The sequence below is a fragment of the Kosakonia sp. BYX6 genome, from assembly GCF_038449125.1.
GTDB classification, from domain to species: Bacteria; Pseudomonadota; Gammaproteobacteria; order Enterobacterales; family Enterobacteriaceae; genus Kosakonia; species Kosakonia calanthes.
The window spans coordinates 3,761,304-3,782,131 of sequence record NZ_CP151800.1 but is presented as its reverse complement, the minus strand read 5'-3'; the positions used below and the strand labels follow the sequence as shown (position 1 = coordinate 3,782,131).

Annotated in this window: 18 protein-coding genes, 3 tRNA genes and 3 rRNA genes; 12 read left to right on the top strand and 12 right to left on the bottom strand. The window is 53.7% G+C overall.

Going from position 1 to position 20,828, the window contains the following annotated elements; translation table 11 throughout:
- Positions 1 to 31: 31 nt before the first annotated feature.
- Positions 32 to 421: a VOC family protein gene (locus AAEY27_RS17820; RefSeq protein ID WP_342322136.1), complete on the top strand. Its 390-nt coding sequence runs from the start codon at positions 32 to 34 to the stop codon at positions 419 to 421.
- A 63-nt stretch (positions 422 to 484) separates the two neighbouring features.
- On the top strand, positions 485 to 1,780 hold the full coding sequence (tilS, locus tag AAEY27_RS17815; protein WP_342325629.1) for a tRNA lysidine(34) synthetase TilS: 1,296 nt from the start codon (positions 485 to 487) through the stop codon (positions 1,778 to 1,780).
- A gap of 27 nt (positions 1,781 to 1,807) precedes the next feature.
- On the opposite strand, the gene rof is transcribed toward tilS, so the two are convergent.
- Together rof and AAEY27_RS17805 are read right to left on the bottom strand one after the other, a co-directional pair.
- Positions 1,808 to 2,068: a Rho-binding antiterminator gene (gene rof / locus AAEY27_RS17810; RefSeq protein WP_342322134.1), complete on the bottom strand. Its 261-nt coding sequence runs from the start codon at positions 2,066 to 2,068 to the stop codon at positions 1,808 to 1,810.
- The gene (locus AAEY27_RS17805; protein ID WP_017458016.1) at positions 2,055 to 2,255 is read right to left on the bottom strand and encodes a YaeP family protein; all 201 of its coding nucleotides are present in this window, start codon (positions 2,253 to 2,255) and stop codon (positions 2,055 to 2,057) included. The genes rof and AAEY27_RS17805 overlap by 14 nt, the downstream gene beginning before the upstream one ends.
- Positions 2,256 to 2,450: 195 nt before the next feature.
- On the opposite strand from AAEY27_RS17805, the gene AAEY27_RS17800 reads away from it, so the two are divergent.
- The 3 genes from AAEY27_RS17800 to nlpE are packed head-to-tail and all read left to right on the top strand — an operon-like array spanning position 2,451 to position 4,149.
- On the top strand, positions 2,451 to 2,999 hold the full coding sequence (locus tag AAEY27_RS17800; protein ID WP_342322131.1) for a YaeQ family protein: 549 nt from the start codon (positions 2,451 to 2,453) through the stop codon (positions 2,997 to 2,999).
- Complete coding sequence (arfB, locus tag AAEY27_RS17795) at positions 2,996 to 3,418, top strand: alternative ribosome rescue aminoacyl-tRNA hydrolase ArfB (protein ID WP_342322130.1); 423 nt, start codon at positions 2,996 to 2,998, stop codon at positions 3,416 to 3,418. The genes AAEY27_RS17800 and arfB overlap by 4 nt, the downstream gene beginning before the upstream one ends.
- A gap of 35 nt (positions 3,419 to 3,453) precedes the next feature.
- Positions 3,454 to 4,149: an envelope stress response activation lipoprotein NlpE gene (nlpE, locus tag AAEY27_RS17790; RefSeq protein WP_342322129.1), complete on the top strand. Its 696-nt coding sequence runs from the start codon at positions 3,454 to 3,456 to the stop codon at positions 4,147 to 4,149.
- A gap of 56 nt (positions 4,150 to 4,205) precedes the next feature.
- Here the strand turns inward: nlpE and proS are convergent, their stop codons facing one another.
- The 6 genes from proS to metN form a co-directional block, all read right to left on the bottom strand.
- Positions 4,206 to 5,924, bottom strand: coding sequence for a proline--tRNA ligase (gene proS / locus AAEY27_RS17785; protein WP_342322128.1), 1,719 nt, complete (start codon positions 5,922 to 5,924; stop codon positions 4,206 to 4,208).
- Between the two features lie 110 nt (positions 5,925 to 6,034).
- Positions 6,035 to 6,742 (bottom strand): tRNA (N6-threonylcarbamoyladenosine(37)-N6)-methyltransferase TrmO, encoded by a 708-nt coding sequence (gene tsaA, locus AAEY27_RS17780; protein ID WP_342322127.1) that lies wholly within the window; start codon positions 6,740 to 6,742, stop codon positions 6,035 to 6,037.
- On the bottom strand, positions 6,739 to 7,146 hold the full coding sequence (gene rcsF / locus AAEY27_RS17775) for an Rcs stress response system protein RcsF (protein ID WP_342322125.1): 408 nt from the start codon (positions 7,144 to 7,146) through the stop codon (positions 6,739 to 6,741). The genes tsaA and rcsF overlap by 4 nt, the downstream gene beginning before the upstream one ends.
- A 108-nt stretch (positions 7,147 to 7,254) precedes the next feature.
- Positions 7,255 to 8,070, bottom strand: coding sequence for a methionine ABC transporter substrate-binding lipoprotein MetQ (gene metQ, locus AAEY27_RS17770; RefSeq protein WP_342322124.1), 816 nt, complete (start codon positions 8,068 to 8,070; stop codon positions 7,255 to 7,257).
- 42 nt (positions 8,071 to 8,112) lie between these two features.
- A complete protein-coding gene (locus tag AAEY27_RS17765) occupies positions 8,113 to 8,766 on the bottom strand; it encodes a methionine ABC transporter permease MetI (RefSeq protein WP_342322122.1) in 654 nt (217 codons plus the stop codon).
- Positions 8,759 to 9,790, bottom strand: coding sequence for a methionine ABC transporter ATP-binding protein MetN (gene metN, locus AAEY27_RS17760; RefSeq protein ID WP_342322121.1), 1,032 nt, complete (start codon positions 9,788 to 9,790; stop codon positions 8,759 to 8,761). The genes AAEY27_RS17765 and metN overlap by 8 nt, the downstream gene beginning before the upstream one ends.
- A 188-nt stretch (positions 9,791 to 9,978) precedes the next feature.
- Here metN and gmhB point away from each other — a divergent pair, with 188 nt between their 5' ends.
- From gmhB to AAEY27_RS17725, 7 genes are all read left to right on the top strand, one after another.
- On the top strand, positions 9,979 to 10,545 hold the full coding sequence (gene gmhB, locus AAEY27_RS17755) for a D-glycero-beta-D-manno-heptose 1,7-bisphosphate 7-phosphatase (protein WP_342322120.1): 567 nt from the start codon (positions 9,979 to 9,981) through the stop codon (positions 10,543 to 10,545).
- 368 nt (positions 10,546 to 10,913) lie between these two features.
- Positions 10,914 to 12,455: ribosomal RNA gene (locus AAEY27_RS17750) — 16S ribosomal RNA — on the top strand.
- 71 nt (positions 12,456 to 12,526) lie between these two features.
- Positions 12,527 to 12,603, top strand: a tRNA-Ile gene (locus tag AAEY27_RS17745).
- Between the two features lie 107 nt (positions 12,604 to 12,710).
- A tRNA-Ala gene (locus AAEY27_RS17740) sits at positions 12,711 to 12,786 on the top strand.
- A gap of 179 nt (positions 12,787 to 12,965) precedes the next feature.
- Positions 12,966 to 15,871 (top strand): 23S ribosomal RNA (locus AAEY27_RS17735).
- Positions 15,872 to 15,973: 102 nt separating this feature from the next.
- Positions 15,974 to 16,089: ribosomal RNA gene (rrf, locus tag AAEY27_RS17730) — 5S ribosomal RNA — on the top strand.
- The 16S, 23S and 5S rRNA genes sit together here with 3 tRNA genes alongside, the layout of an rRNA operon.
- 55 nt (positions 16,090 to 16,144) lie before the next feature.
- A tRNA-Asp gene (locus AAEY27_RS17725) sits at positions 16,145 to 16,221 on the top strand.
- A gap of 89 nt (positions 16,222 to 16,310) precedes the next feature.
- Here the strand turns inward: AAEY27_RS17725 and fabF are convergent.
- From fabF to AAEY27_RS17705, 4 genes are read right to left on the bottom strand one after another with little or no spacing between them, the layout of a single operon-like run.
- Positions 16,311 to 17,588 (bottom strand): beta-ketoacyl-ACP synthase II, encoded by a 1,278-nt coding sequence (fabF, locus tag AAEY27_RS17720; RefSeq protein WP_342322118.1) that lies wholly within the window; start codon positions 17,586 to 17,588, stop codon positions 16,311 to 16,313.
- An 18-nt stretch (positions 17,589 to 17,606) separates the two neighbouring features.
- Positions 17,607 to 19,169: a DHA2 family efflux MFS transporter permease subunit gene (locus AAEY27_RS17715; protein ID WP_342322117.1), complete on the bottom strand. Its 1,563-nt coding sequence runs from the start codon at positions 19,167 to 19,169 to the stop codon at positions 17,607 to 17,609.
- The gene (locus tag AAEY27_RS17710) at positions 19,166 to 20,209 is read right to left on the bottom strand and encodes an HlyD family secretion protein (protein WP_342322116.1); all 1,044 of its coding nucleotides are present in this window, start codon (positions 20,207 to 20,209) and stop codon (positions 19,166 to 19,168) included. The genes AAEY27_RS17715 and AAEY27_RS17710 overlap by 4 nt, the downstream gene beginning before the upstream one ends.
- On the bottom strand, positions 20,193 to 20,750 hold the full coding sequence (locus tag AAEY27_RS17705; protein WP_342322115.1) for a winged helix-turn-helix transcriptional regulator: 558 nt from the start codon (positions 20,748 to 20,750) through the stop codon (positions 20,193 to 20,195). Before AAEY27_RS17705 ends, AAEY27_RS17710 begins: the two co-directional genes overlap by 17 nt.
- Positions 20,751 to 20,828: the final 78 nt, after the last annotated feature.

Genomic DNA, 20,828 nt, shown 5'->3' with positions numbered 1-20,828 from the left:
TAACGTTCTGGCATGACGAAAAGGAGAGATTATGCTGGGTCTAAAACAGGTACATCACATTGCCATCATTGCTACGGATTATGCCGTAAGCAAAGCCTTCTACTGCGATATCCTCGGGTTGACGCTGCAAAGCGAGGTGTATCGTGAAGAGCGCGACTCCTGGAAAGGGGATCTTGCGTTAAACGGGCAGTATGTGATTGAACTGTTTTCGTTCCCGTTCCCGCCTGTGCGCCCCAGTCGCCCGGAAGCATGTGGGCTGCGCCATCTGGCCTTCAGCGTCGATGATCTTGACCAAGCGGTGGCGCATCTCGAAGCGCACGGTGTGAAGTGTGAAGAGATTCGCATCGACCCTTGCACCGACAAACGTTTCACCTTCTTTAACGATCCGGATGGCCTGCCGCTGGAGCTTTACCAGCAGTAACACTTGCCACTTCTGCGAATGCCCGGTAACGTGCCGGGCATTGCTTCCGTTTTGATAACCGCTATGACCACGCCATTTTTCACGCCGTTGCCGACCTCTTCGCGCCAGTTTCTGGTGGCGTTTAGCGGCGGGCTGGATTCCACCGTTCTGCTGCATAAGCTGATGCTTTGGCGAGCGCAACAACCTGATATCCAGTTGCGGGCGATTCATGTCCATCACGGGCTGAGTCCGCATGCCGATAGCTGGGCTGCGCATTGCCAGCGCCTTTGCGAGCATTGGCAGATTCCGCTGTCTATTGTTCGCGTCACGCTGGTGGATGGAGGGGAAGGGATAGAAGCGCAGGCCCGCAAAGCACGCTATCAGGCGTTTCGTGAAGCGTTGTTACCCGACGAAGTGCTGCTCACCGCCCAGCATCAGGATGACCAATGTGAAACTTTTTTGCTGGCATTAAAACGCGGCAGCGGCCCGGCCGGGCTTGCCGCCATGCCAGAGAGCCTGCCTTTTTATGGCACGCAGCTTATTCGCCCCTTGCTCAATCAAACGCGGGATGCCCTGTATCAATGGGCGACCGACCATCATCTTCATTGGATCGACGATGAAAGCAACGCCGACACCCGCTTTGACCGCAATTTTCTACGCGCAGACGTTCTACCGTTGCTGAATGCCCGCTGGCCGCATTTTGCCGAGGCGGTTACTCGCAGCGCCGCGCTGTGTGGCGAACAAGAACAGTTGTTGGATGAACTGCTGGCGGACGAGCTTTCGGCGGCGACCACGCCTGATGGCGCGCTAACTATTGCCGCCTTGCAGGGCATGAGTGATGTGCGCCGTCGGGCGCTTTTGCGCCGCTGGCTTGCGAAATTCGGGGCGGCAATGCCGTCGCGGGCTATGCTCGATCGGTTATGGCAAGAGGTGGCACTGGCGCGAGAAGATGCCACGCCGTGTTTGCGTCTCGGCGCCTATGAAGTGCGACGCTACCGTGACAGTTTGTGGTGGGTAAAAACGACGGCGCACCCGCGTGATGCGCAGCTTCACTGGCCTGCGCCTTTTCACACGCTGAACTTGCCGGACGGGTTAGGTGACTTGTCGCTGCTGGACGGCGGCGAATTGCGTGCGCCTACGGTAGATGAAGTCGTTTCTGTGCGTTTTCAGGCTCCCGGCCTGCTGCATATTGTCGGGCGCAGCGGTGGGCGTAAATTGAAGAAGATTTGGCAGGAACTCGGCGTTGCGCCTTGGCGTCGCGATTCGACGCCGCTGCTGTTTTACGGTGAAACGCTGATTGCGGCGGCGGATGTGTTTGTCACAAAAGAAGGCATTAAACGCGAAGGACAAACGGGCGTGCGGCTGGTGTGGCAAAGATAACGGGCAGCGATACTGCCCGCAATGTGTTCAGGACTCGCTCACCACAACGGTGCCGATTTCGGGATGGCTGAAGCTGGTAATTTTATCGAGACGCAGCTCGCGCGTTACGCCTGCGACGTCTATCACCAGATACTCCACATTTTTACGTGAGACTAAATCGTTGGCTTTGGCGCTCAGCACCTCGCCGTCTTTTAGCTCCAGCGTCAATAACAGTTGATGCTGGCAGGCGAGTTCAAGATTGTCATAGTCATCACAGTTGATGGGTTGATAGGCATCATTCATTGACATAATCGCTCACCAGTAAGTTCGCGGCAGCATAAGCCGCCTTTTCCCTGACCGACTCTGAAAGGGTGTCATCCGACGCCATTTCATTCAGCACTTTCAACACGCAACCCAGCGCATCCGGGATATACCCTAAATCTCCGCTGGCGATTTCCGCATACCGTCTGCGTACTAACTCACAATAATTATTCACATCACCTCCTGCCAGTAACCTGACTTTACTGTGAGATAACACTAAGCCTACGAAGTTAAACTCTGTTTAGCAAGGTGACTATACCACAGCTTGTTTGGCATTATCAGCGTGATGAATATCCCCTGCGGCAAGAGATAACAGCGCTTTATGCTTATATTCGCTACAATAGCGGCCATTTTATGAAGGAGTGGTGTAATGGCATTAAAAGCGACAATTTATAAAGCGACGGTGAATGTTGCCGATCTGGATCGTAACCAGTTTTTAGATGCCACATTGACGCTGGCCCGCCATCCTTCCGAAACGCAAGAACGCATGATGCTGCGTTTGCTGGCGTGGATCAAATACGCCGACGAGCGTTTGCAATTCACCCGTGGGCTGAGCGCCGACGATGAGCCGGAAGCCTGGCTGCGCAATGATTATCTCGGTATTGATCTGTGGATCGAGCTGGGTTTGCCTGACGAAAAGCGGCTTAAGAAAGCGTGCAACCAGGCGAAAGAAGTGGCGTTGTTCACCTATAATTCCCGGGCGGCGCAAATCTGGTGGCAGCAGAACCAGTCACGTTGTGCTTCGTTCAGCAATCTGAGTATTTGGTATCTGGATGATGCGCAACTGGCGGCGCTCAGTGCGTTTGCTAACGATCGCACCATGACGATACAGGCCACCTTGCAGGATGATGCCATCTGGCTATCTGATGAGAGCCAAAACCTGGAGTTCCACTTTGAAACCTGGCAGCAGCATTCATGATTGAAATTTCCCGTTCGGTTTCCATTGCCGACGAAGAACTGGAAATCACCGCTGTGCGGGCGCAGGGCGCGGGTGGGCAGCACGTCAATAAAAGCTCAACCGCCATTCATCTGCGTTTTGACATTCGCGCCTCAAGCCTGCCAGAGTATTACAAGGCGCACCTGCTTGAAGCCTCGCACCATTTAATCAGCAGCGAAGGCTACGTCATTATCAAAGCGCAGGAATACCGCAGCCAGGAGATGAACCGCGAAGCGGCGGTTGCTCGCCTGGTCGCGCTCATCAAAGAATTAACCGTAGTGCAGAAAAGCCGCCGGGCAACGCGCCCGACCCGCGCATCGAAAGAGCGCCGGTTAGCGACCAAGTCGCAAAAGTCGTCGGTAAAAGCGCTACGCGGGAAAGTTCGTCGCCATGAGGGTTGATGGGCAATAACAGAACAGTGCATAAGGAACGGAGTGTGAAAAAAGCGATTTTGGCCGTCATGGCAGGATGTACGCTCTTTACCCTTTTCGGCTGTAACCACCGTGGTGAGTTCGAAACGGTGCAGCCAACGCAGGTGGAAGAGCTAAAACCTATGCAGCAAAGCTGGCGCGGCGTGTTGCCCTGCGCCGACTGTGAAGGGATTGAAACTTCGCTGTTTCTGGAAAAAGACGGTAGCTGGGTGATGAACCAACGCTATCTGGGCGGGAAAGCGCCGTCGGTGTTTGGTTCCTATGGCAACTGGGCGCGTACAGCGGACAAGTTAATCCTTACCGATACCCATGGCGATAAAACCTATTTTCGCGCCAAGGGCGAAGCGCTTGAGATGCTGGATCAGCAAGGCAACCCTATCCGCTCGCAACTTAATTACACCTTACAACCGGTGAAAGCTGCGCTGCCGGCGACGCCGATGGCGATGCGCGGGAAGTATATGTACATGGCGGATGCGGCGGTATTCACCGATTGCGCCACGGGCAAACAGGTGGCGGTTGCCAGTAATGCGCAGCTTGAGCGCGATTACGCTGCGGCGCGCGGCACCGAAACGAAACCGATCCTGCTGGTGGTGGAAGGGCATTTTGCGTTAGAACCGAACCCGGATACCGGCGCGGCACAAAAAGTGCTGGTGACGAATAACAAAGGTAAGTTCAGCGCGAACAAAGATTGTGATGATTAAGCGTTAGCGCCATAAAAAAGCCCCGAAAAATCGGGGCTTTTTTGTTTGCTTCGTATTTAGCCTTTAATGGCTTTCACCAGGTAATCGAGAATATCCCCGGTTTTGATCAGCTGCTTCTCGCCGTTACGACGGTATTTGTATTCGATATCGTCGTTGTCGAGGTTGCGATCGCCAATCACCACGGTATGCGGGATACCAATCAGTTCCATATCCGCAAACATTACGCCCGGACGCTCTTTACGATCGTCCATCAGCACTTCGATGCCCTGTGCGCGCAGTTCAGCGTAGAGTTTTTCTGCCAGTTCCTGCACACGGTAAGACTTGTGCATGTTCATCGGCAGCAGAGCAACCTGGAACGGTGCAATGGCGTCTGGCCAAATGATGCCGCGCTCGTCGTTGTTCTGCTCGATCGCCGCCGCGACAACGCGCGTCACACCGATACCGTAACAGCCCATGGTCAGAATCTGATTACGGCCATCTTCACCCTGAACGGCAGCATTCAGCGCCTGGGAATATTTGGTTCCCAGCTGGAAGATATGACCGACTTCGATACCGCGTTTGATAAGCAGCGTACCATTGCCATCTGGGCTCGGATCGCCTGCAACAACATTACGGATATCCGCCACTTCCGGTGTCGCGACATCGCGATCCCAGTTGATGCCAAAGTAATGTTTGCCATCAATGTTGGCGCCAGCGGAGAAATCGCTCATCGCCGCGACGGTACGGTCAATCACCACCGGAATCGGCATATTCACCGGACCCAGCGAACCCGGACCTGCATTCACAACGGCACGGATTTCCGCTTCGGTCGCAAAGGTCAACGGGCTGGCGACCTGCGGCAGTTTTTCCGCTTTCACTTCGTTTAGCTCGTGATCGCCACGAACCAGCAGCGCAACCAGCGGGTATGCGCTATCCTCTACGGCTTTCACCAGCAGGGTTTTCACGGTTTTTTCAATCGGCAGGTCGAACTGCTCAACCAGCTCGGCAATGGTTTTCGCGTTCGGCGTATCAACCAGCGTCATTTCCTGGGTTGCCGCCGCGCGTGGAGTTTTCGGCGCCAGCGCTTCAGCAAACTCAATGTTGGCTGCGAAATCGGACGAGTCAGAGAAGATCACATCATCTTCGCCGCTCTGTGCCAGAACCTGGAATTCATGGGATGCGCTACCGCCAATCGAGCCGGTATCTGCCTGTACCGCACGGAAATCCAGGCCCATGCGGCTGAAGATTTTGCTGTAGGCGGCGTACATCGCGTCATACGTTTCTTGCAGCGATTCCTGAGAAGTATGGAAAGAGTAAGCATCTTTCATCAGGAATTCGCGCGAGCGCATCACGCCGAAACGCGGACGCACTTCATCGCGAAACTTGGTCTGGATCTGGAAGAAGTTCAGCGGCAGCTGTTTGTACGAGTTCAGCTCATTACGGATCAGATCCGTGATGACCTCTTCGTGCGTTGGGCCGAGAACAAACGGACGATCGCCGCGATCAACAAAACGCAGCAACTCCGGGCCATACTGCTCCCAACGGCCGCTTTCCTGCCACAGATCGGCGGGCTGCACTACTGGCATGGACACCTCAATCGCACCGGCGTTGTTCATCTCTTCACGCACGATGTTTTCGACTTTTTTCAGAACGCGCAGACCGGTCGGCAACCAGGTGTACAACCCGGAGGCCAGTTTGCGGATCATCCCGGCGCGCAGCATCAGCTGGTGGCTGATGACTTCGGCGTCGGCAGGCGTCTCCTTCAGAGTGGAGAGCAAGTATTGGCTAGTACGCATGTTGTTACGATTCCATTTGGACAATTGGAGCAGGCCTAAGGCAGGCCTGACACAAAAAAGTGGTTTAGTTTATCAGCCTGGCAGAGATGCCAAAAGAGAGGGGGATAAAATTAGCGTGCTTCGAGGGCAAACACCTCGAACCCGCTCTCGGTAACGCGCCAGCGCACATTAAAATCATGCAGCCAGACGGCGTATGTTTTTCCGTGCTCCTCTTCTTTGCGATACGCAGGACGCGGATCTTGCGCCAGCACGTCTCGCAAAAACGCCCTGAAATGGGGATAGCGCGTTTCCAGGCGGGAAAGCTGCGCCTCGACATCCGACGTAAAGGCGACGGGTATGTCCGCGACCGGGGCATGCTGAGCATAACTGGCTTGCGCGTCAGGCAAGGCTTCAGCAAACGGCAGATACGGTTTTATATCCACAACCGGCGTGCCATCGACCAAATCGAGGCTGCCCAATTGCAGTATCACCTGATCTTTATGGCAGCGAATGCCGTGTAGCTCGACCAGTGACATGCCGATGGGATTGGGCCGAAACGTCGAGCGCGTCGCAAACACACCCATTCTGGCATTGCCCCCCAGGCGCGGTGGGCGTACCGTGGGTCGCCAGCCGCCTTCCATCGTCTGATGAAAAACAAAAAGCACCCACAAATGGCTGAACGCTTCCAGGCCGCGAACCGCGTCGGGCTGATTGTAAGGAGGAAGCAAGTGAAGTTCACCGCCACCGTGTTTCACCAGACCAGGTTGGCGCGGAACGGCAAACTTCTCTTTATAAGGTGATCGAATGACACCTATTTGCTCGAAAGCAAATGTACTCATTTGGCCGAAATATTCAGGGCAGAACCCACGCAGATCGCCTGGCGGTAACAGCCCGGCGTACCGCTGGTGACTTCGCAGCTATGCAGCAGCACGGCATTCGCTTTGGCTTTTTTCGATGCGTTGATTTGCATACGTTTGCGAGCGGTTGGGATGTTCGGCGGGGAATCTTGATTGCTGGCCTGGCAGGATTCGCCAGTCACTTCACCCAAGTCGCGGAAAGGTTTACCAACTAACTCTTCTGCGTCGGTGATGATGCGAACCGGGGCAGGGCGCGTCACTTTTGGTTTTTCCGGCTCTGCTCTTGGCGCAGATGCGGTACTTTTCACTGGTTCGACAGGAGATCTGCTTAGCAAAGAACAGCCGCTTAGCATGAGTGCTAATAAACAGATCGGTAAAGCACGCATAATTTATCCTCAAAGTAATTATCTAAACGCCGCTTATTGAATCAGGCGCGTGCACAAATGACAAGGCGGGCTTTCGCCCGCCTTGAATGATATTACAGACTGAGGAGATTACCAGCCTTTCACTGCGCCGCCGTTGAACACCTTATTGGCCGCGTCGCTCACTTCGTCAGACTGGAAAGCCTGCACGAATTTCTTCACGTTTTCCGCGTCTTTGTTATCTTCGCGAGCCACGATCAGGTTCACGTACGGAGAATCTTTGTCTTCAACGAAGATGCCGTCTTTTTCCGGTGTCAGGCCGATCTGGCTGGCGTAAGTGGTGTTGATTACCGCCAGCGCGATCTGCGCGTCATCCAGAGAGCGCGGCAGCTGTGGTGCTTCCAGCTCAACAATCTTCAGGTTTTTCGGGTTTTCTGTCACGTCCAGCACGCTCGGCAGCAGACCAACGCCGTCTTTCAGTTTGATCAAACCTTGTTTCTGCAACAGCAGCAGAGAACGGCCGAGGTTAGTCGGATCATTCGGTACCGCTACCTGAGAACCGTCTTGCAGTTCAGACAGCGCTTTGATTTTTTTTGAATAACCGGCGATCGGGTAAACGAAGGTGTTACCGACCGGTACCAGTTTGAAGCCACGATCTTTGATCTGCTGATCGAGGTACGGTTTATGCTGGAAAGCGTTGGCATCAATATCGCCTTTGCTCAGCGCTTCGTTCGGCAGCACGTAATCGTTGAACGTTACCAGTTCAACATCAAGGCCATATTTCTCTTTCGCCACTTTCTGGGCAACTTCAGCAACCTGCTGTTCAGCACCCACAATCACACCGACTTTGATGTGATTCGGATCTTTTTCATCCTGGCCGCAACCAACCAGTGCCAGGGAACCCAGCAGAGCGCCAACCGCTGCAAAGGTCTTGAATTTAAAAGCCATCAGTTTTTCCTTACTATCAGAGTCGTTATGTTGTGTGTAACGTTATTTGTGCGTCACAGCCCGGACGATACGATCGCCAGCGAACTGAATTAAGTAAACCAAAACTACGAGTAATACCAACACGGTATTCATTACTAATGGGTTATAGGTCACATAGCCGTACTGGATACCCAACTGTCCCAGGCCGCCAGCACCTACTGCGCCGCCCATCGCGGAGTAACCGACCAGCGTGATAAGTGTGATGGTCGCAGCATTAATCAAGCCCGGCAGCGCTTCCGGCAGCAGTACCTTGCGAATAATCTGCATCGGTGTTGCGCCCATGGCGCGGGACGCTTCAATCAGACCGGCTGGTAGCTCAAGTAGCGTGTTTTCCACCATACGGGCGATAAACGGAGCCGCACCCACGGTCAGCGGAACGATAACGGCGTACAGGCCAATTGAGGTGCCAACAATAATGCGGGTGAATGGAATCATCCATACCAGCAAAATGATAAACGGAATGGAGCGGAAGATATTCACCAATGCTGAGATCACGCGGTACAGGCTCGGGTTCTGCATGATTTGACCCGGACGCGTGACGTAGAGCAATACGCCGAATGGCAAACCGACGGCGAAACCCAGCAGGCCAGAGGCAAAGGTCATAAACAACGTTTCCCAGATGCTGCGAGCAAACAGCCATATCATTGCCTCAGACATAACCGAGTACCTCTACTTTTACATGGTGTTCTTGCAGCCAGGCGATGGCGGCTTGCGTATCCTGCGCTGCGCCGTGCATTTCCGTCAGCATAATGCCGAACTTCACGCCGCCTGCGTAATCCATCTGCGCGCTAATAATGTTGTTGTTTACATTGAAACGACGCGCGGTTTCTGACAGCAGCGGAGCATCGACTGACTGACCGGTAAATTCCATACGCAGCATCGGCACGCTGTCAGCTTGCGGTTCAGCCTGCAAACGTTGCAGATAATCTTCTGGGATATCCAGATGCAGCGTGGATTGAATAAACTGCTGCGCCAGCGGTGTTTTCGGGTGGGAGAAGACTTCACTCACCGTGTCTTGCTCAATTAACTCACCATTACTGATCACTGCCACGCAATCACAAATCCGTTTAACAACGTCCATCTCATGGGTGATCAATAGGATGGTCAGACCCAGACGGCGGTTAATGTCTTTCAATAATTCGAGAATGGAACGGGTGGTTGCCGGATCGAGCGCGCTGGTGGCTTCGTCACATAACAGCACTTTCGGGTTGCTGGCCAGCGCACGGGCAATTGCCACACGCTGTTTTTGCCCGCCGGAAAGGTTGGCCGGGTAGCTGTCGTGCTTATCGCTCAGACCAACCAAGTCGAGAAGTTCTTTTACCCGGCGATTGATCTCGTCGCGCGGGGTGTTATCCAGCTCAAGCGGTAATGCGACGTTGCCGAACACAGTACGCGAGGCGAGCAAATTGAAGTGTTGGAAGATCATGCCGATTTGACGACGCGCTTTGGTCAATTCAGCTTCTGAGAGTTGGGTCAGTTCCTGGCCGTCAACCAGAACACTGCCTTGCGACGGACGCTCGAGCAGGTTTACGCAGCGAATGAGCGTACTTTTCCCGGCACCGGACGCGCCAATGACGCCATAAATTTGACCAGCGGGAACATGCAGGCTGACGTTATTCAGCGCCTGAATAGTGCGGTTTCCCTGCTGGAACACTTTGGTGATATTCGAAAGTTTAATCATCAGATTATTTTTATCGTATAAGAGTTAGCCGTGGCATTTTGTTCTGCCGCTACGGGATATAAGCCGTAAACACAGCGGATGGTAAGGCATCCAGACGTCTAAATCAATGTCGCGCTGAACGATGAGCACTTTCCTGCGTAGCGAAACATGAGATACTAATAGAATATGCCTTTTTCAGGAGCAAACCCGTGGCAACCTTAGTACCCGCTATTTTTCTCGATCGTGATGGCACAATTAATGTCGATCACGGCTACGTCCATGAGATCGATAACTTCGAATTTATTGATGGCGTCATTGATGCCATGCGCGAACTAAAAGAAATGGGTTATGCGTTGGTGCTGGTGACTAACCAGTCCGGTATTGCGCGTGGCAAATTCACCGAAGCGCAATTTGAAACATTGACTGAATGGATGGACTGGTCTTTGGCTGACCGTGGGGTGGATTTAGATGGTATCTATTATTGCCCGCATCATCCGCAAGGAACGGTAGAAGAGTTTCGCCAGGTCTGTGATTGTCGTAAGCCGCATCCGGGGATGCTGATCTCTGCACGCGATTTTCTGCACATTGATATGGCTGCTTCTTATATGGTTGGCGATAAAGTTGAAGATATGCAGGCGGCGGCGGCTGCGCAAGTCGGTACAAAAGTGCTGGTGCGTAGCGGTAAGCCTGTAACCCTGGAAGCCGAAAATAGTGCCGATTGGGTGATAAATAGTCTCGCAGAGCTGCCTGAAACCATCAAAAAGCACCAAAAATAACCGTTATGACGAAAAGATGAGCGGTTGAAATAAAAATGCATTTTTCCGCTTGTCATTCCTCTCCGGCTCCCTATAATGCGCCTCCATCGACACGGCGCTAGCGAAGAACATCACGCAGTGGCGTTAAGTCGAAAGAGAAAAAATCCTGAAAATCAGGGTTGACTCTGAAAGAGGAAAGCGTAACATACGCCACCTCGCGACAGAGCGCCAGGGCGCGTCGCAACTGCTCTTTAACAATTTATCAGACAATCTGTGTGGGCACTCAGGGGATATGGATTCTTGAACGTCGCAAGACGCTAAATGAATACCAAGTCTCACGGGTGAACACGTAATTCATTACGAAGTTTAATTCAGTGAGCATCAAACTTAAATTGAAGAGTTTGATCATGGCTCAGATTGAACGCTGGCGGCAGGCCTAACACATGCAAGTCGGACGGTAACAGGAAGCAGCTTGCTGCTTCGCTGACGAGTGGCGGACGGGTGAGTAAAGTCTGGGAAACTGCCTGATGGAGGGGGATAACTACTGGAAACGGTAGCTAATACCGCATAACGTCGCAAGACCAAAGAGGGGGACCTTCGGGCCTCTTGCCATCAGATGTGCCCAGATGGGATTAGCTAGTAGGTGGGGTAAAGGCTCACCTAGGCGACGATCCCTAGCTGGTCTGAGAGGATGACCAGCCACACTGGAACTGAGACACGGTCCAGACTCCTACGGGAGGCAGCAGTGGGGAATATTGCACAATGGGCGCAAGCCTGATGCAGCCATGCCGCGTGTATGAAGAAGGCCTTCGGGTTGTAAAGTACTTTCAGCGGGGAGGAAGGGGGAATGGTTAATAACCATTTTCATTGACGTTACCCGCAGAAGAAGCACCGGCTAACTCCGTGCCAGCAGCCGCGGTAATACGGAGGGTGCAAGCGTTAATCGGAATTACTGGGCGTAAAGCGCACGCAGGCGGTCTGTCAAGTCGGATGTGAAATCCCCGGGCTCAACCTGGGAACTGCATTCGAAACTGGCAGGCTTGAGTCTCGTAGAGGGAGGTAGAATTCCAGGTGTAGCGGTGAAATGCGTAGAGATCTGGAGGAATACCGGTGGCGAAGGCGGCCTCCTGGACGAAGACTGACGCTCAGGTGCGAAAGCGTGGGGAGCAAACAGGATTAGATACCCTGGTAGTCCACGCCGTAAACGATGTCGACTTGGAGGTTGTGCCCTTGAGGCGTGGCTTCCGGAGCTAACGCGTTAAGTCGACCGCCTGGGGAGTACGGCCGCAAGGTTAAAACTCAAATGAATTGACGGGGGCCCGCACAAGCGGTGGAGCATGTGGTTTAATTCGATGCAACGCGAAGAACCTTACCTGGTCTTGACATCCACAGAACCTGGCAGAGATGCCGGGGTGCCTTCGGGAACTGTGAGACAGGTGCTGCATGGCTGTCGTCAGCTCGTGTTGTGAAATGTTGGGTTAAGTCCCGCAACGAGCGCAACCCTTATCCTTTGTTGCCAGCGGTCCGGCCGGGAACTCAAAGGAGACTGCCAGTGATAAACTGGAGGAAGGTGGGGATGACGTCAAGTCATCATGGCCCTTACGACCAGGGCTACACACGTGCTACAATGGCGCATACAAAGAGAAGCGACCTCGCGAGAGCAAGCGGACCTCATAAAGTGCGTCGTAGTCCGGATTGGAGTCTGCAACTCGACTCCATGAAGTCGGAATCGCTAGTAATCGTGAATCAGAATGTCACGGTGAATACGTTCCCGGGCCTTGTACACACCGCCCGTCACACCATGGGAGTGGGTTGCAAAAGAAGTAGGTAGCTTAACCTCCGGGAGGGCGCTTACCACTTTGTGATTCATGACTGGGGTGAAGTCGTAACAAGGTAACCGTAGGGGAACCTGCGGTTGGATCACCTCCTTACCTGAAAGAACCTGCCCCTGCAGTGCCCACACAGATTGTCTGATGAAAAACGAGCAGTAAAAAATCTCTGCAGGCTTGTAGCTCAGGTGGTTAGAGCGCACCCCTGATAAGGGTGAGGTCGGTGGTTCAAGTCCACTCAGGCCTACCAAATTTCTGCTGATGCTGCGTTGCGGCGACACTCGCATACTTCAGTATGCTTCGTGCCACCTCGCCCTGCCTCACCAGAAATTCCGGTTCATGAGGTTTGACTACGATGGGGCTATAGCTCAGCTGGGAGAGCGCCTGCTTTGCACGCAGGAGGTCTGCGGTTCGATCCCGCATAGCTCCACCATCCTTTACTGTTCGGTACAAGAAAACTTCAGAGTACACATTCTGTGTGTGCTGCGAAGTTTTGCTCTTTAAAAATCTGGATCAAGCTGAAAATTGAAACGCGGAGCAGTGCGAACTGTTCCGTGAGTCTCTCAAATTTTCGCAACGTGATGATGCGTAAGAAACATCTTCGGGTTGTGAGGTTAAGCGACTAAGCGTACACGGTGGATGCCCTGGCAGTCAGAGGCGATGAAGGACGTGCTAATCTGCGAAAAGCGCCGGTAAGGTGATATGAACCGTTATAGCCGGCGATGTCCGAATGGGGAAACCCGGTGCACTCAGGTGCATCATCACAGCATGAATCCATAGTGCTGTGAAGCGAACCGGGGGAACTGAAACATCTAAGTACCCCGAGGAAAAGAAATCAACCGAGATTCCCCCAGTAGCGGCGAGCGAACGGGGAACAGCCCAGAGCCTGAATCAGTTTGTGTGTCAGTGGAAGCGTCTGGAAAGTCGCGCGATACAGGGTGAAAGCCCCGTACACGAAGATGCACATGCTGTGAGCTCGAAGAGTAGGGCGGGACACGTGGTATCCTGTCTGAATATGGGGGGACCATCCTCCAAGGCTAAATACTCCTGACTGACCGATAGTGAACCAGTACCGTGAGGGAAAGGCGAAAAGAACCCCGGCGAGGGGAGTGAAAGAGAACCTGAAACCGTGTACGTACAAGCAGTGGGAGCCTCATTAATGGGGTGACTGCGTACCTTTTGTATAATGGGTCAGCGACTTATATTCTGTAGCAAGGTTAACCGTATAGGGGAGCCGAAGGGAAACCGAGTCTTAACTGGGCGTTAAGTTGCAGGGTATAGACCCGAAACCCGGTGATCTAGCCATGGGCAGGTTGAAGGTTGGGTAACACTAACTGGAGGACCGAACCGACTAATGTTGAAAAATTAGCGGATGACCTGTGGCTGGGGGTGAAAGGCCAATCAAACCGGGAGATAGCTGGTTCTCCCCGAAAGCTATTTAGGTAGCGCCTCGTGAATTCATCTCCGGGGGTAGAGCACTGTTTCGGCTAGGGGGCCATCCCGGCTTACCAACCCGATGCAAACTACGAATACCGGAGAATGTTATCACGGGAGACACACGGCGGGTGCTAACGTCCGTCGTGAAGAGGGAAACAACCCAGACCGCCAGCTAAGGTCCCAAAGTCATGGTTAAGTGGGAAACGATGTGGGAAGGCCCAGACAGCCAGGATGTTGGCTTAGAAGCAGCCATCATTTAAAGAAAGCGTAATAGCTCACTGGTCGAGTCGGCCTGCGCGGAAGATGTAACGGGGCTAAACCATGCACCGAAGCTGCGGCAGCGACGCTTATGCGTTGTTGGGTAGGGGAGCGTTCTGTAAGCCGTTGAAGGTGTGTCGTGAGGCATGCTGGAGGTATCAGAAGTGCGAATGCTGACATAAGTAACGATAAAGCGGGTGAAAAGCCCGCTCGCCGGAAGACCAAGGGTTCCTGTCCAACGTTAATCGGGGCAGGGTGAGTCGACCCCTAAGGCGAGGCCGAAAGGCGTAGTCGATGGGAAACAGGTTAATATTCCTGTACTTGGTGTTACTGCGAAGGGGGGACGGAGAAGGCTATGTCGGCCGGGCGACGGTTGTCCCGGTTTAAGCGTGCAGGTGGAACGACCAGGTAAATCCGGTTGTTTTTAACACTGAGGCGTGATGACGAGGCACCACGGTGCTGAAGTGACAAATGCCCTGCTTCCAGGAAAAGCCTCTAAGCATCAGGTAACACGAAATCGTACCCCAAACCGACACAGGTGGTCAGGTAGAGAATACCAAGGCGCTTGAGAGAACTCGGGTGAAGGAACTAGGCAAAATGGTGCCGTAACTTCGGGAGAAGGCACGCTGGTGCGTAGGTGAAGTGACTTGCTCACGGAGCTGAAACCAGTCGAAGATACCAGCTGGCTGCAACTGTTTATTAAAAACACAGCACTGTGCAAACACGAAAGTGGACGTATACGGTGTGACGCCTGCCCGGTGCCGGAAGGTTAATTGATGGGGTCAGCGCAAGCGAAGCTCCTGATCGAAGCCCCGGTAAACGGCGGCCGTAACTATAACGGTCCTAAGGTAGCGAAATTCCTTGTCGGGTAAGTTCCGACCTGCACGAATGGCGTAATGATGGCCAGGCTGTCTCCACCCGAGACTCAGTGAAATTGAACTCGCTGTGAAGATGCAGTGTACCCGCGGCAAGACGGAAAGACCCCGTGAACCTTTACTATAGCTTGACACTGAACACTGAGCCTTGATGTGTAGGATAGGTGGGAGGCTTTGAAGCGTGGACGCCAGTCTGCGTGGAGCCGACCTTGAAATACCACCCTTTAATGTTTGATGTTCTAACGTGGACCCGTGAACCGGGTTGCGGACAGTGTCTGGTGGGTAGTTTGACTGGGGCGGTCTCCTCCTAAAGCGTAACGGAGGAGCACGAAGGTCAGCTAATCCTGGTCGGACATCAGGAGGTTAGTGCAATGGCATAAGCTGGCTTGACTGCGAGCGTGACGGCGCGAGCAGGTGCGAAAGCAGGTCATAGTGATCCGGTGGTTCTGAATGGAAGGGCCATCGCTCAACGGATAAAAGGTACTCCGGGGATAACAGGCTGATACCGCCCAAGAGTTCATATCGACGGCGGTGTTTGGCACCTCGATGTCGGCTCATCACATCCTGGGGCTGAAGTAGGTCCCAAGGGTATGGCTGTTCGCCATTTAAAGTGGTACGCGAGCTGGGTTTAGAACGTCGTGAGACAGTTCGGTCCCTATCTGCCGTGGGCGCTGGAGAACTGAGGGGGGCTGCTCCTAGTACGAGAGGACCGGAGTGGACGCATCACTGGTGTTCGGGTTGTCATGCCAATGGCACTGCCCGGTAGCTAAATGCGGAAGAGATAAGTGCTGAAAGCATCTAAGCACGAAACTTGCCCCGAGATGAGTTCTCCCTGAGACTTAAAGTCTCCTGAAGGAACGTTGAAGACGACGACGTTGATAGGCCGGGTGTGTAAGCGCAGCGATGCGTTGAGCTAACCGGTACTAATGAACCGTGAGGCTTAACCTTACAACGCCGAAGATGTTTTGGTGTGAGAGAGAGAAGATTTTCAGCCTGATACAGATAAAGCCGGGTGCGGAGGAGAAGTCTGCATGCGGTAAACAGAATTTGCCTGGCGGCACTAGCGCGGTGGTCCCACCTGACCCCATGCCGAACTCAGAAGTGAAACGCCGTAGCGCCGATGGTAGTGTGGGGTCTCCCCATGCGAGAGTAGGGAACTGCCAGGCATCAAATTGCAGTGAAAACCGGGGCAACAAACCGGTGGTTGTGAAAAAATTCGGTGGAGCGGTAGTTCAGTCGGTTAGAATACCTGCCTGTCACGCAGGGGGTCGCGGGTTCGAGTCCCGTCCGTTCCGCCACTTATTTAAGAACCGTATCTCTCACGAGATACGGTTTTTTTTCGTCTGCTGTTTGTATCAAAACAGACCGTTAAGCCCTTTATTCAGCGTTATTCCCAGCGTTTCAGCAGCAAGCTGGCATTAACGCCGCCAAAACCAAACCCGTTCGATAACGCATAGCGCATCTCGACCGCTTTAGCCGTTAACGCGACCAGATTCAGTCCTTCAGCATCCGCGTCAGGATGATGCAAATTCAACGTCGGTGGAACCCTCTGCTCACGCAAAGCTTGAATAGTGAAAATAGCTTCAATCCCGCCCGCAGCACCCAATAAATGACCTGTAGCGGATTTCGTCGACGTAATGGCTACTTGGCTTGTTGTTCCAAACAATCCTTTTATTGCGGCCAATTCGCCTTTATCACCCACCTGCGTTGAAGTGGCATGCGCATTAATATGCTGAATATCCGCAGCGGTAATGCCTGCCTGACGAATGGCCACTTCCATCGCCCTCTTAGCGCCGTTGCCATCTTCTGGCCCAGCGGTGAGATGATAAGCATCTGCGCTGGTTCCGTATCCCACCAGTTCCGCTAGCGGTGTGGCACCACGCGCAATAGCATGCTCCAGGGATTCGATAACCAGCAACCCAGCGCCTTCGCCCATCACAAACCCGTCACGATCGCGGTCAAAAGGGCGTGATGCTGCCGATGGATCATCATTAAAACCGCTCGATAACGCTCTTGCAGCAGCAAACCCCGCAAGGCTAACCCGGTGGATCGCGGCTTCGCTCCCTCCACAGAGTGCAATATCGGCTTCACCACTGCGGATCATTCGCGCCGCATCGCCAATTGCCTGCGCTCCAGCGGCACACGCCGTAACTGGCGCGCCGATGGGGCCACGAAAACCATGTGCTATTGAAACATGTCCGGCAGCCAGATTGGCAAGAAACGAAGGGATGGTGAAAGGAGAAAGCCGGCGGGGCCCACGTAAATCTGTTGTGTGTACCGCATTGGCGATTTCGTTAAATCCACCGATACCAGTAGCAATCACCGTCGCGGTACGATCCTTTTCCGCTTGATCCTGTGGGAACCAGTCGGCCTGTGTCAGTGCTTCCTGTGCGGCAACCAGCGCGAGCTCGATAAAGCGGTCCATTTTTTTGCGTTCTTTCGCCGCAATCGCAACCAAAGGATCAAAACCGTGTTCGGGATCCTGTTCAATCGAAGGAATCTGTCCGGCGACTTTGCATGGAATATTCTCGACGATCGCGTCATCAAGCCGGGAAATCCCTGACTTGCCTTGCAACAGCGACTGCCAAACATGCGATACGCCGCAGCCCAGCGGGCTGACGATCCCCATTCCTGTTACGACGATGCGTTTTGGTGAAACGCTCATAATAAATTCTCCTGAATATCATGGTGTCTGCGGCTTTTTCATTAAGGGAACAAGCAGCGCAGCAATCAAAAAGCCGATCATGATCAGATAAAAGGCATCTGAAAATGCCTGCGTGCGCGCCTCCCGTAACGCCAGAGCGGAAAGATTCTTCAGTGCGGCATTATCGGCAATCTCCGGCGCAAGACCCTGACTCAGTAATTGACGGGTACTTCCCTGAACGAATTCCGTTACCGAAAGATTGGCATTGTTGAGATGGTCAGCAAGGCGGCTGTAATGCAGATTGGTACGGTTATTAATGACCGTACCACAAAGCGCAATACCAATTGCGCCGCCGAGATTACGCATCAAATTAAACAGGCCGGATGCCAGTTTCAGCCGTGCAGGCGGCAAACTACCGAGAGTGAGCGTGACGGCTGGCGCAATTGCAAATTGCTGTGCCAGCCCGCGAAACGCCTGCGGTAACAGCAGTTCTCGCGCCCCCCACTCGTGAGTCAGCGGAATAAAGCTGTACATGGAGAAGGCGAACGCCACCAGACCTGCCATCAACAACCAGCGTAAATCGACGCGATTGGCAACCCAGGCGTAGAGCGGTATGGAGAGCACCTGAAAGAGACCGGTGGAAAAGACGGCCAGACCAATTTCCAGCGCGCTAAAACCGCGAACCATTCCAAGAAACAGCGGCGTTAGATAGATCGTAGCAAAGATGCCTACCCCTGCCATAAACGAGAAGTAGCAACCCAGCGTGAAAGTGCGATCCTGTAGTGCGCGCAAGTCCATAACTGGCTGCGCATGGCGTAATGTGCGAACGATAAAAGCAACACCGCAAAGCAGTGCGATCCAGCCCGTAAGCACCAGCGTGTCGTCATCAAACCAGCCCCAGCGCGGCCCTTCTTCTAGCGTATATTCCAGGCAACCCAGCGACACGGCGAGTAACAAAATACTGAGGTAATCCGCGCCGCGCAGCAGCGAAAGATTTGGGGTATCGATTTTTACCAATAGCGGTACGGCAATGGCGATATACATTCCCGGCACAATATTGATAAAGAATAGCCAGTGCCAACTGAAGTTATCGGTGATCCAGCCACCCACCGTTGGGCCGAGGGTCGGGGCCAGCGATGCCAGCCCACCAATGGTTGCGGCAGCGATCACCCGTTGTTTACCTTCGAAAAAAGCGAATGCCGTCGTAAACACCAGCGGGATCATTGATCCGCCAGCCAGCCCCTGCAATGCGCGAAATAAGATCATACTTTGGATATTCCACGCCCATCCGCACAGCAGGCTCATCACGGTGAAACCCGCAGCCGAGGCGGCAAACAGCCAGCGCGTAGACATCACCCTGGCCAGCCAGCCGGAAAGGGGAATAATAATGATCTCGGCAATTAAATAGCTGGTTTGCACCCAAACCGTTTCATCGTCTCCGGCAGAAAGGCCGCCGCCAATGTTTCGCAAAGAGGCTGAAACAATCTGAATATCAATCAGTGCGATAAACATGCCCACGCACATGGTAGAGAAAGCGAATACTTTTTGGTTGAGTGCCATGGAAACAACGGACGACAGCGGTACTGCGCCGGAGGTACTCATCGCGTGCTCTTTTCATCGACGGTGACGATGACCGAAAACCCCGGGCGCAGCACGTCAAGTTTGGCGGCTTCACCTTCCAGGGCGATGCGCACCGGCACTCGCTGAACAATTTTAGTGAAATTGCCGGTCGCATTTTCCGCCGGGAGAATACTAAAACGCGAACCCGTCGCAGGTGAGACACTCAACACATGTCCATGAAAAGTACGTCCGGGCAGCACATCAGCAACAACAGTTGCTGGTTGGCCTGGACGCATATGCGCAAGCTGGCTTTCCTTGAAATTGGCTTCCACCCATAAACCTTGCGCTGGCACCAGCGAAAGGAGCTGCGTTCCGCTGCTGACAAAGGAACCTGACCAGGCACGGCGATTACCCACCACGCCATCAAACGGCGCGCGAATTTCGGTGTAGCTGAGATTAAGCCGGGCCATTTCCAGATTGGCTTGTGCCTGCATCAAGGCGGCCTGTGCCTGCTGTTGGCGGGCATCGAGCACCAGAAGCTGACGTTCAGCAACGGCGCTGTCCGCGTGCGCTTTATTCTCTTCGGCGCGCGCCCGGCGATAATCCGCCGCCGCGTTTTCCCGTATCTGCGCGGAAACGGCGCTGGACATCACCAGCGCGCTATAGCGTCGATTGTCGTTAGCGGATTTCTCGCTGGTTGCCCTGGCAGCGGCCAACGATGCCGTTGACCCTTCAATCGTCGCCAGTTGCAATTGGCGAGTGGCGGCAATATCGGCCAGTGCCGCTTGCTGTGCCGCGACTTCACCCATCGCTTTGGCGAGTGCCGCCTGGTAATCGCGATCGTCAAGGCGCACTAAAAGATCGCCTTTCTTGACGAGCATATTGTCCTGAATGGCAATTTGTTGAATATACCCGGAAACTTTGCTGGAAATCGCACTGATATCGCCGCCGACATAAGCATCATCGGTTGACTGTATAAAGCGCCCGGTTTGCCACCAATAAACCCCATAAGCGGCCACGGCCAGCAGCGCCGCGCTGAGTATCGTAAGCGTGAGCACTTTTTTCTTATTGGTTGTCATCATGATCGACACTCACATACTGCTGCGGTGTGAATTTCTGCGCGTTATCCCCGTCGGATTTACGTTGCAGGTAATCATGACGGTAATGGATAACCGGTGAAGCGGCTGGGCCGGGAACCATAACGTATTTCTCTGGCGTAATCGGCTCGCCGGTGGCTTTGTCGACCATGATCGCTTCGACAGGACGCTGCGTCTGACGCTCAACCAGCTGGATTTGCGCGCCTTCTGGTGAAAAATAACGATTGCCCCATTCCGCTAAGGCGAGGATCACCGGGCGGAAATCATGACCGCGCGCAGTGAGATGGTATTCATAGCGCGGTGGCGTTGTACTGTAGCTCACTTTTTCCAGCAGCCCGTCATCAACCAGCTCTTTCAGGCGGCGGGAGAGGATATTTGGCGCAACGTTGGCGCTTTTCTGAAACTCATCGAAGCGCGTAAAACCGGCAAACGCGTCGCGCAAGATAATCATGCTCCAGCTATCACCGATACGCCCAAGACTGCGGGCGATAGGGCAGGGAGCGTGGCAAAGCGGTTCATTTTTCATGATCGAGCCTGGAGGTTGTTTATCGTCTGCGCACAAAGTGACATAGTGACTTTCAAAATGCAAGTTACTCGATTCACC

Excerpts from the sequence above, each read along its gene's own strand:
- proS (WP_342322128.1), bottom strand. The coding sequence starts at position 5,924 with ATGCGTACTAGCCAATACTTGCTCTCCACTCTGAAGGAGACGCCTGCC.
- AAEY27_RS17765 (WP_342322122.1), bottom strand. The coding sequence starts at position 8,766 with ATGTCTGAGGCAATGATATGGCTGTTTGCTCGCAGCATCTGGGAAACG.
- rcsF (WP_342322125.1), bottom strand. The coding sequence starts at position 7,146 with ATGCGTGCTTTACCGATCTGTTTATTAGCACTCATGCTAAGCGGCTGT.
- metN (WP_342322121.1), bottom strand. The coding sequence starts at position 9,790 with ATGATTAAACTTTCGAATATCACCAAAGTGTTCCAGCAGGGAAACCGC.
- AAEY27_RS17705 (WP_342322115.1), bottom strand. The coding sequence starts at position 20,750 with ATGAAAAATGAACCGCTTTGCCACGCTCCCTGCCCTATCGCCCGCAGT.
- tsaA (WP_342322127.1), bottom strand. The coding sequence starts at position 6,742 with ATGAGTACATTTGCTTTCGAGCAAATAGGTGTCATTCGATCACCTTAT.
- AAEY27_RS17715 (WP_342322117.1), bottom strand. The coding sequence starts at position 19,169 with ATGAGTACCTCCGGCGCAGTACCGCTGTCGTCCGTTGTTTCCATGGCA.
- AAEY27_RS17820 (WP_342322136.1), top strand. The coding sequence starts at position 32 with ATGCTGGGTCTAAAACAGGTACATCACATTGCCATCATTGCTACGGAT.
- fabF (WP_342322118.1), bottom strand. The coding sequence starts at position 17,588 with ATGAGCGTTTCACCAAAACGCATCGTCGTAACAGGAATGGGGATCGTC.
- tilS (WP_342325629.1), top strand. The coding sequence starts at position 485 with ATGACCACGCCATTTTTCACGCCGTTGCCGACCTCTTCGCGCCAGTTT.
- arfB (WP_342322130.1), top strand. The coding sequence starts at position 2,996 with ATGATTGAAATTTCCCGTTCGGTTTCCATTGCCGACGAAGAACTGGAA.
- AAEY27_RS17800 (WP_342322131.1), top strand. The coding sequence starts at position 2,451 with ATGGCATTAAAAGCGACAATTTATAAAGCGACGGTGAATGTTGCCGAT.
- metQ (WP_342322124.1), bottom strand. The coding sequence starts at position 8,070 with ATGGCTTTTAAATTCAAGACCTTTGCAGCGGTTGGCGCTCTGCTGGGT.
- rof (WP_342322134.1), bottom strand. The coding sequence starts at position 2,068 with ATGTCAATGAATGATGCCTATCAACCCATCAACTGTGATGACTATGAC.
- AAEY27_RS17710 (WP_342322116.1), bottom strand. The coding sequence starts at position 20,209 with ATGATGACAACCAATAAGAAAAAAGTGCTCACGCTTACGATACTCAGC.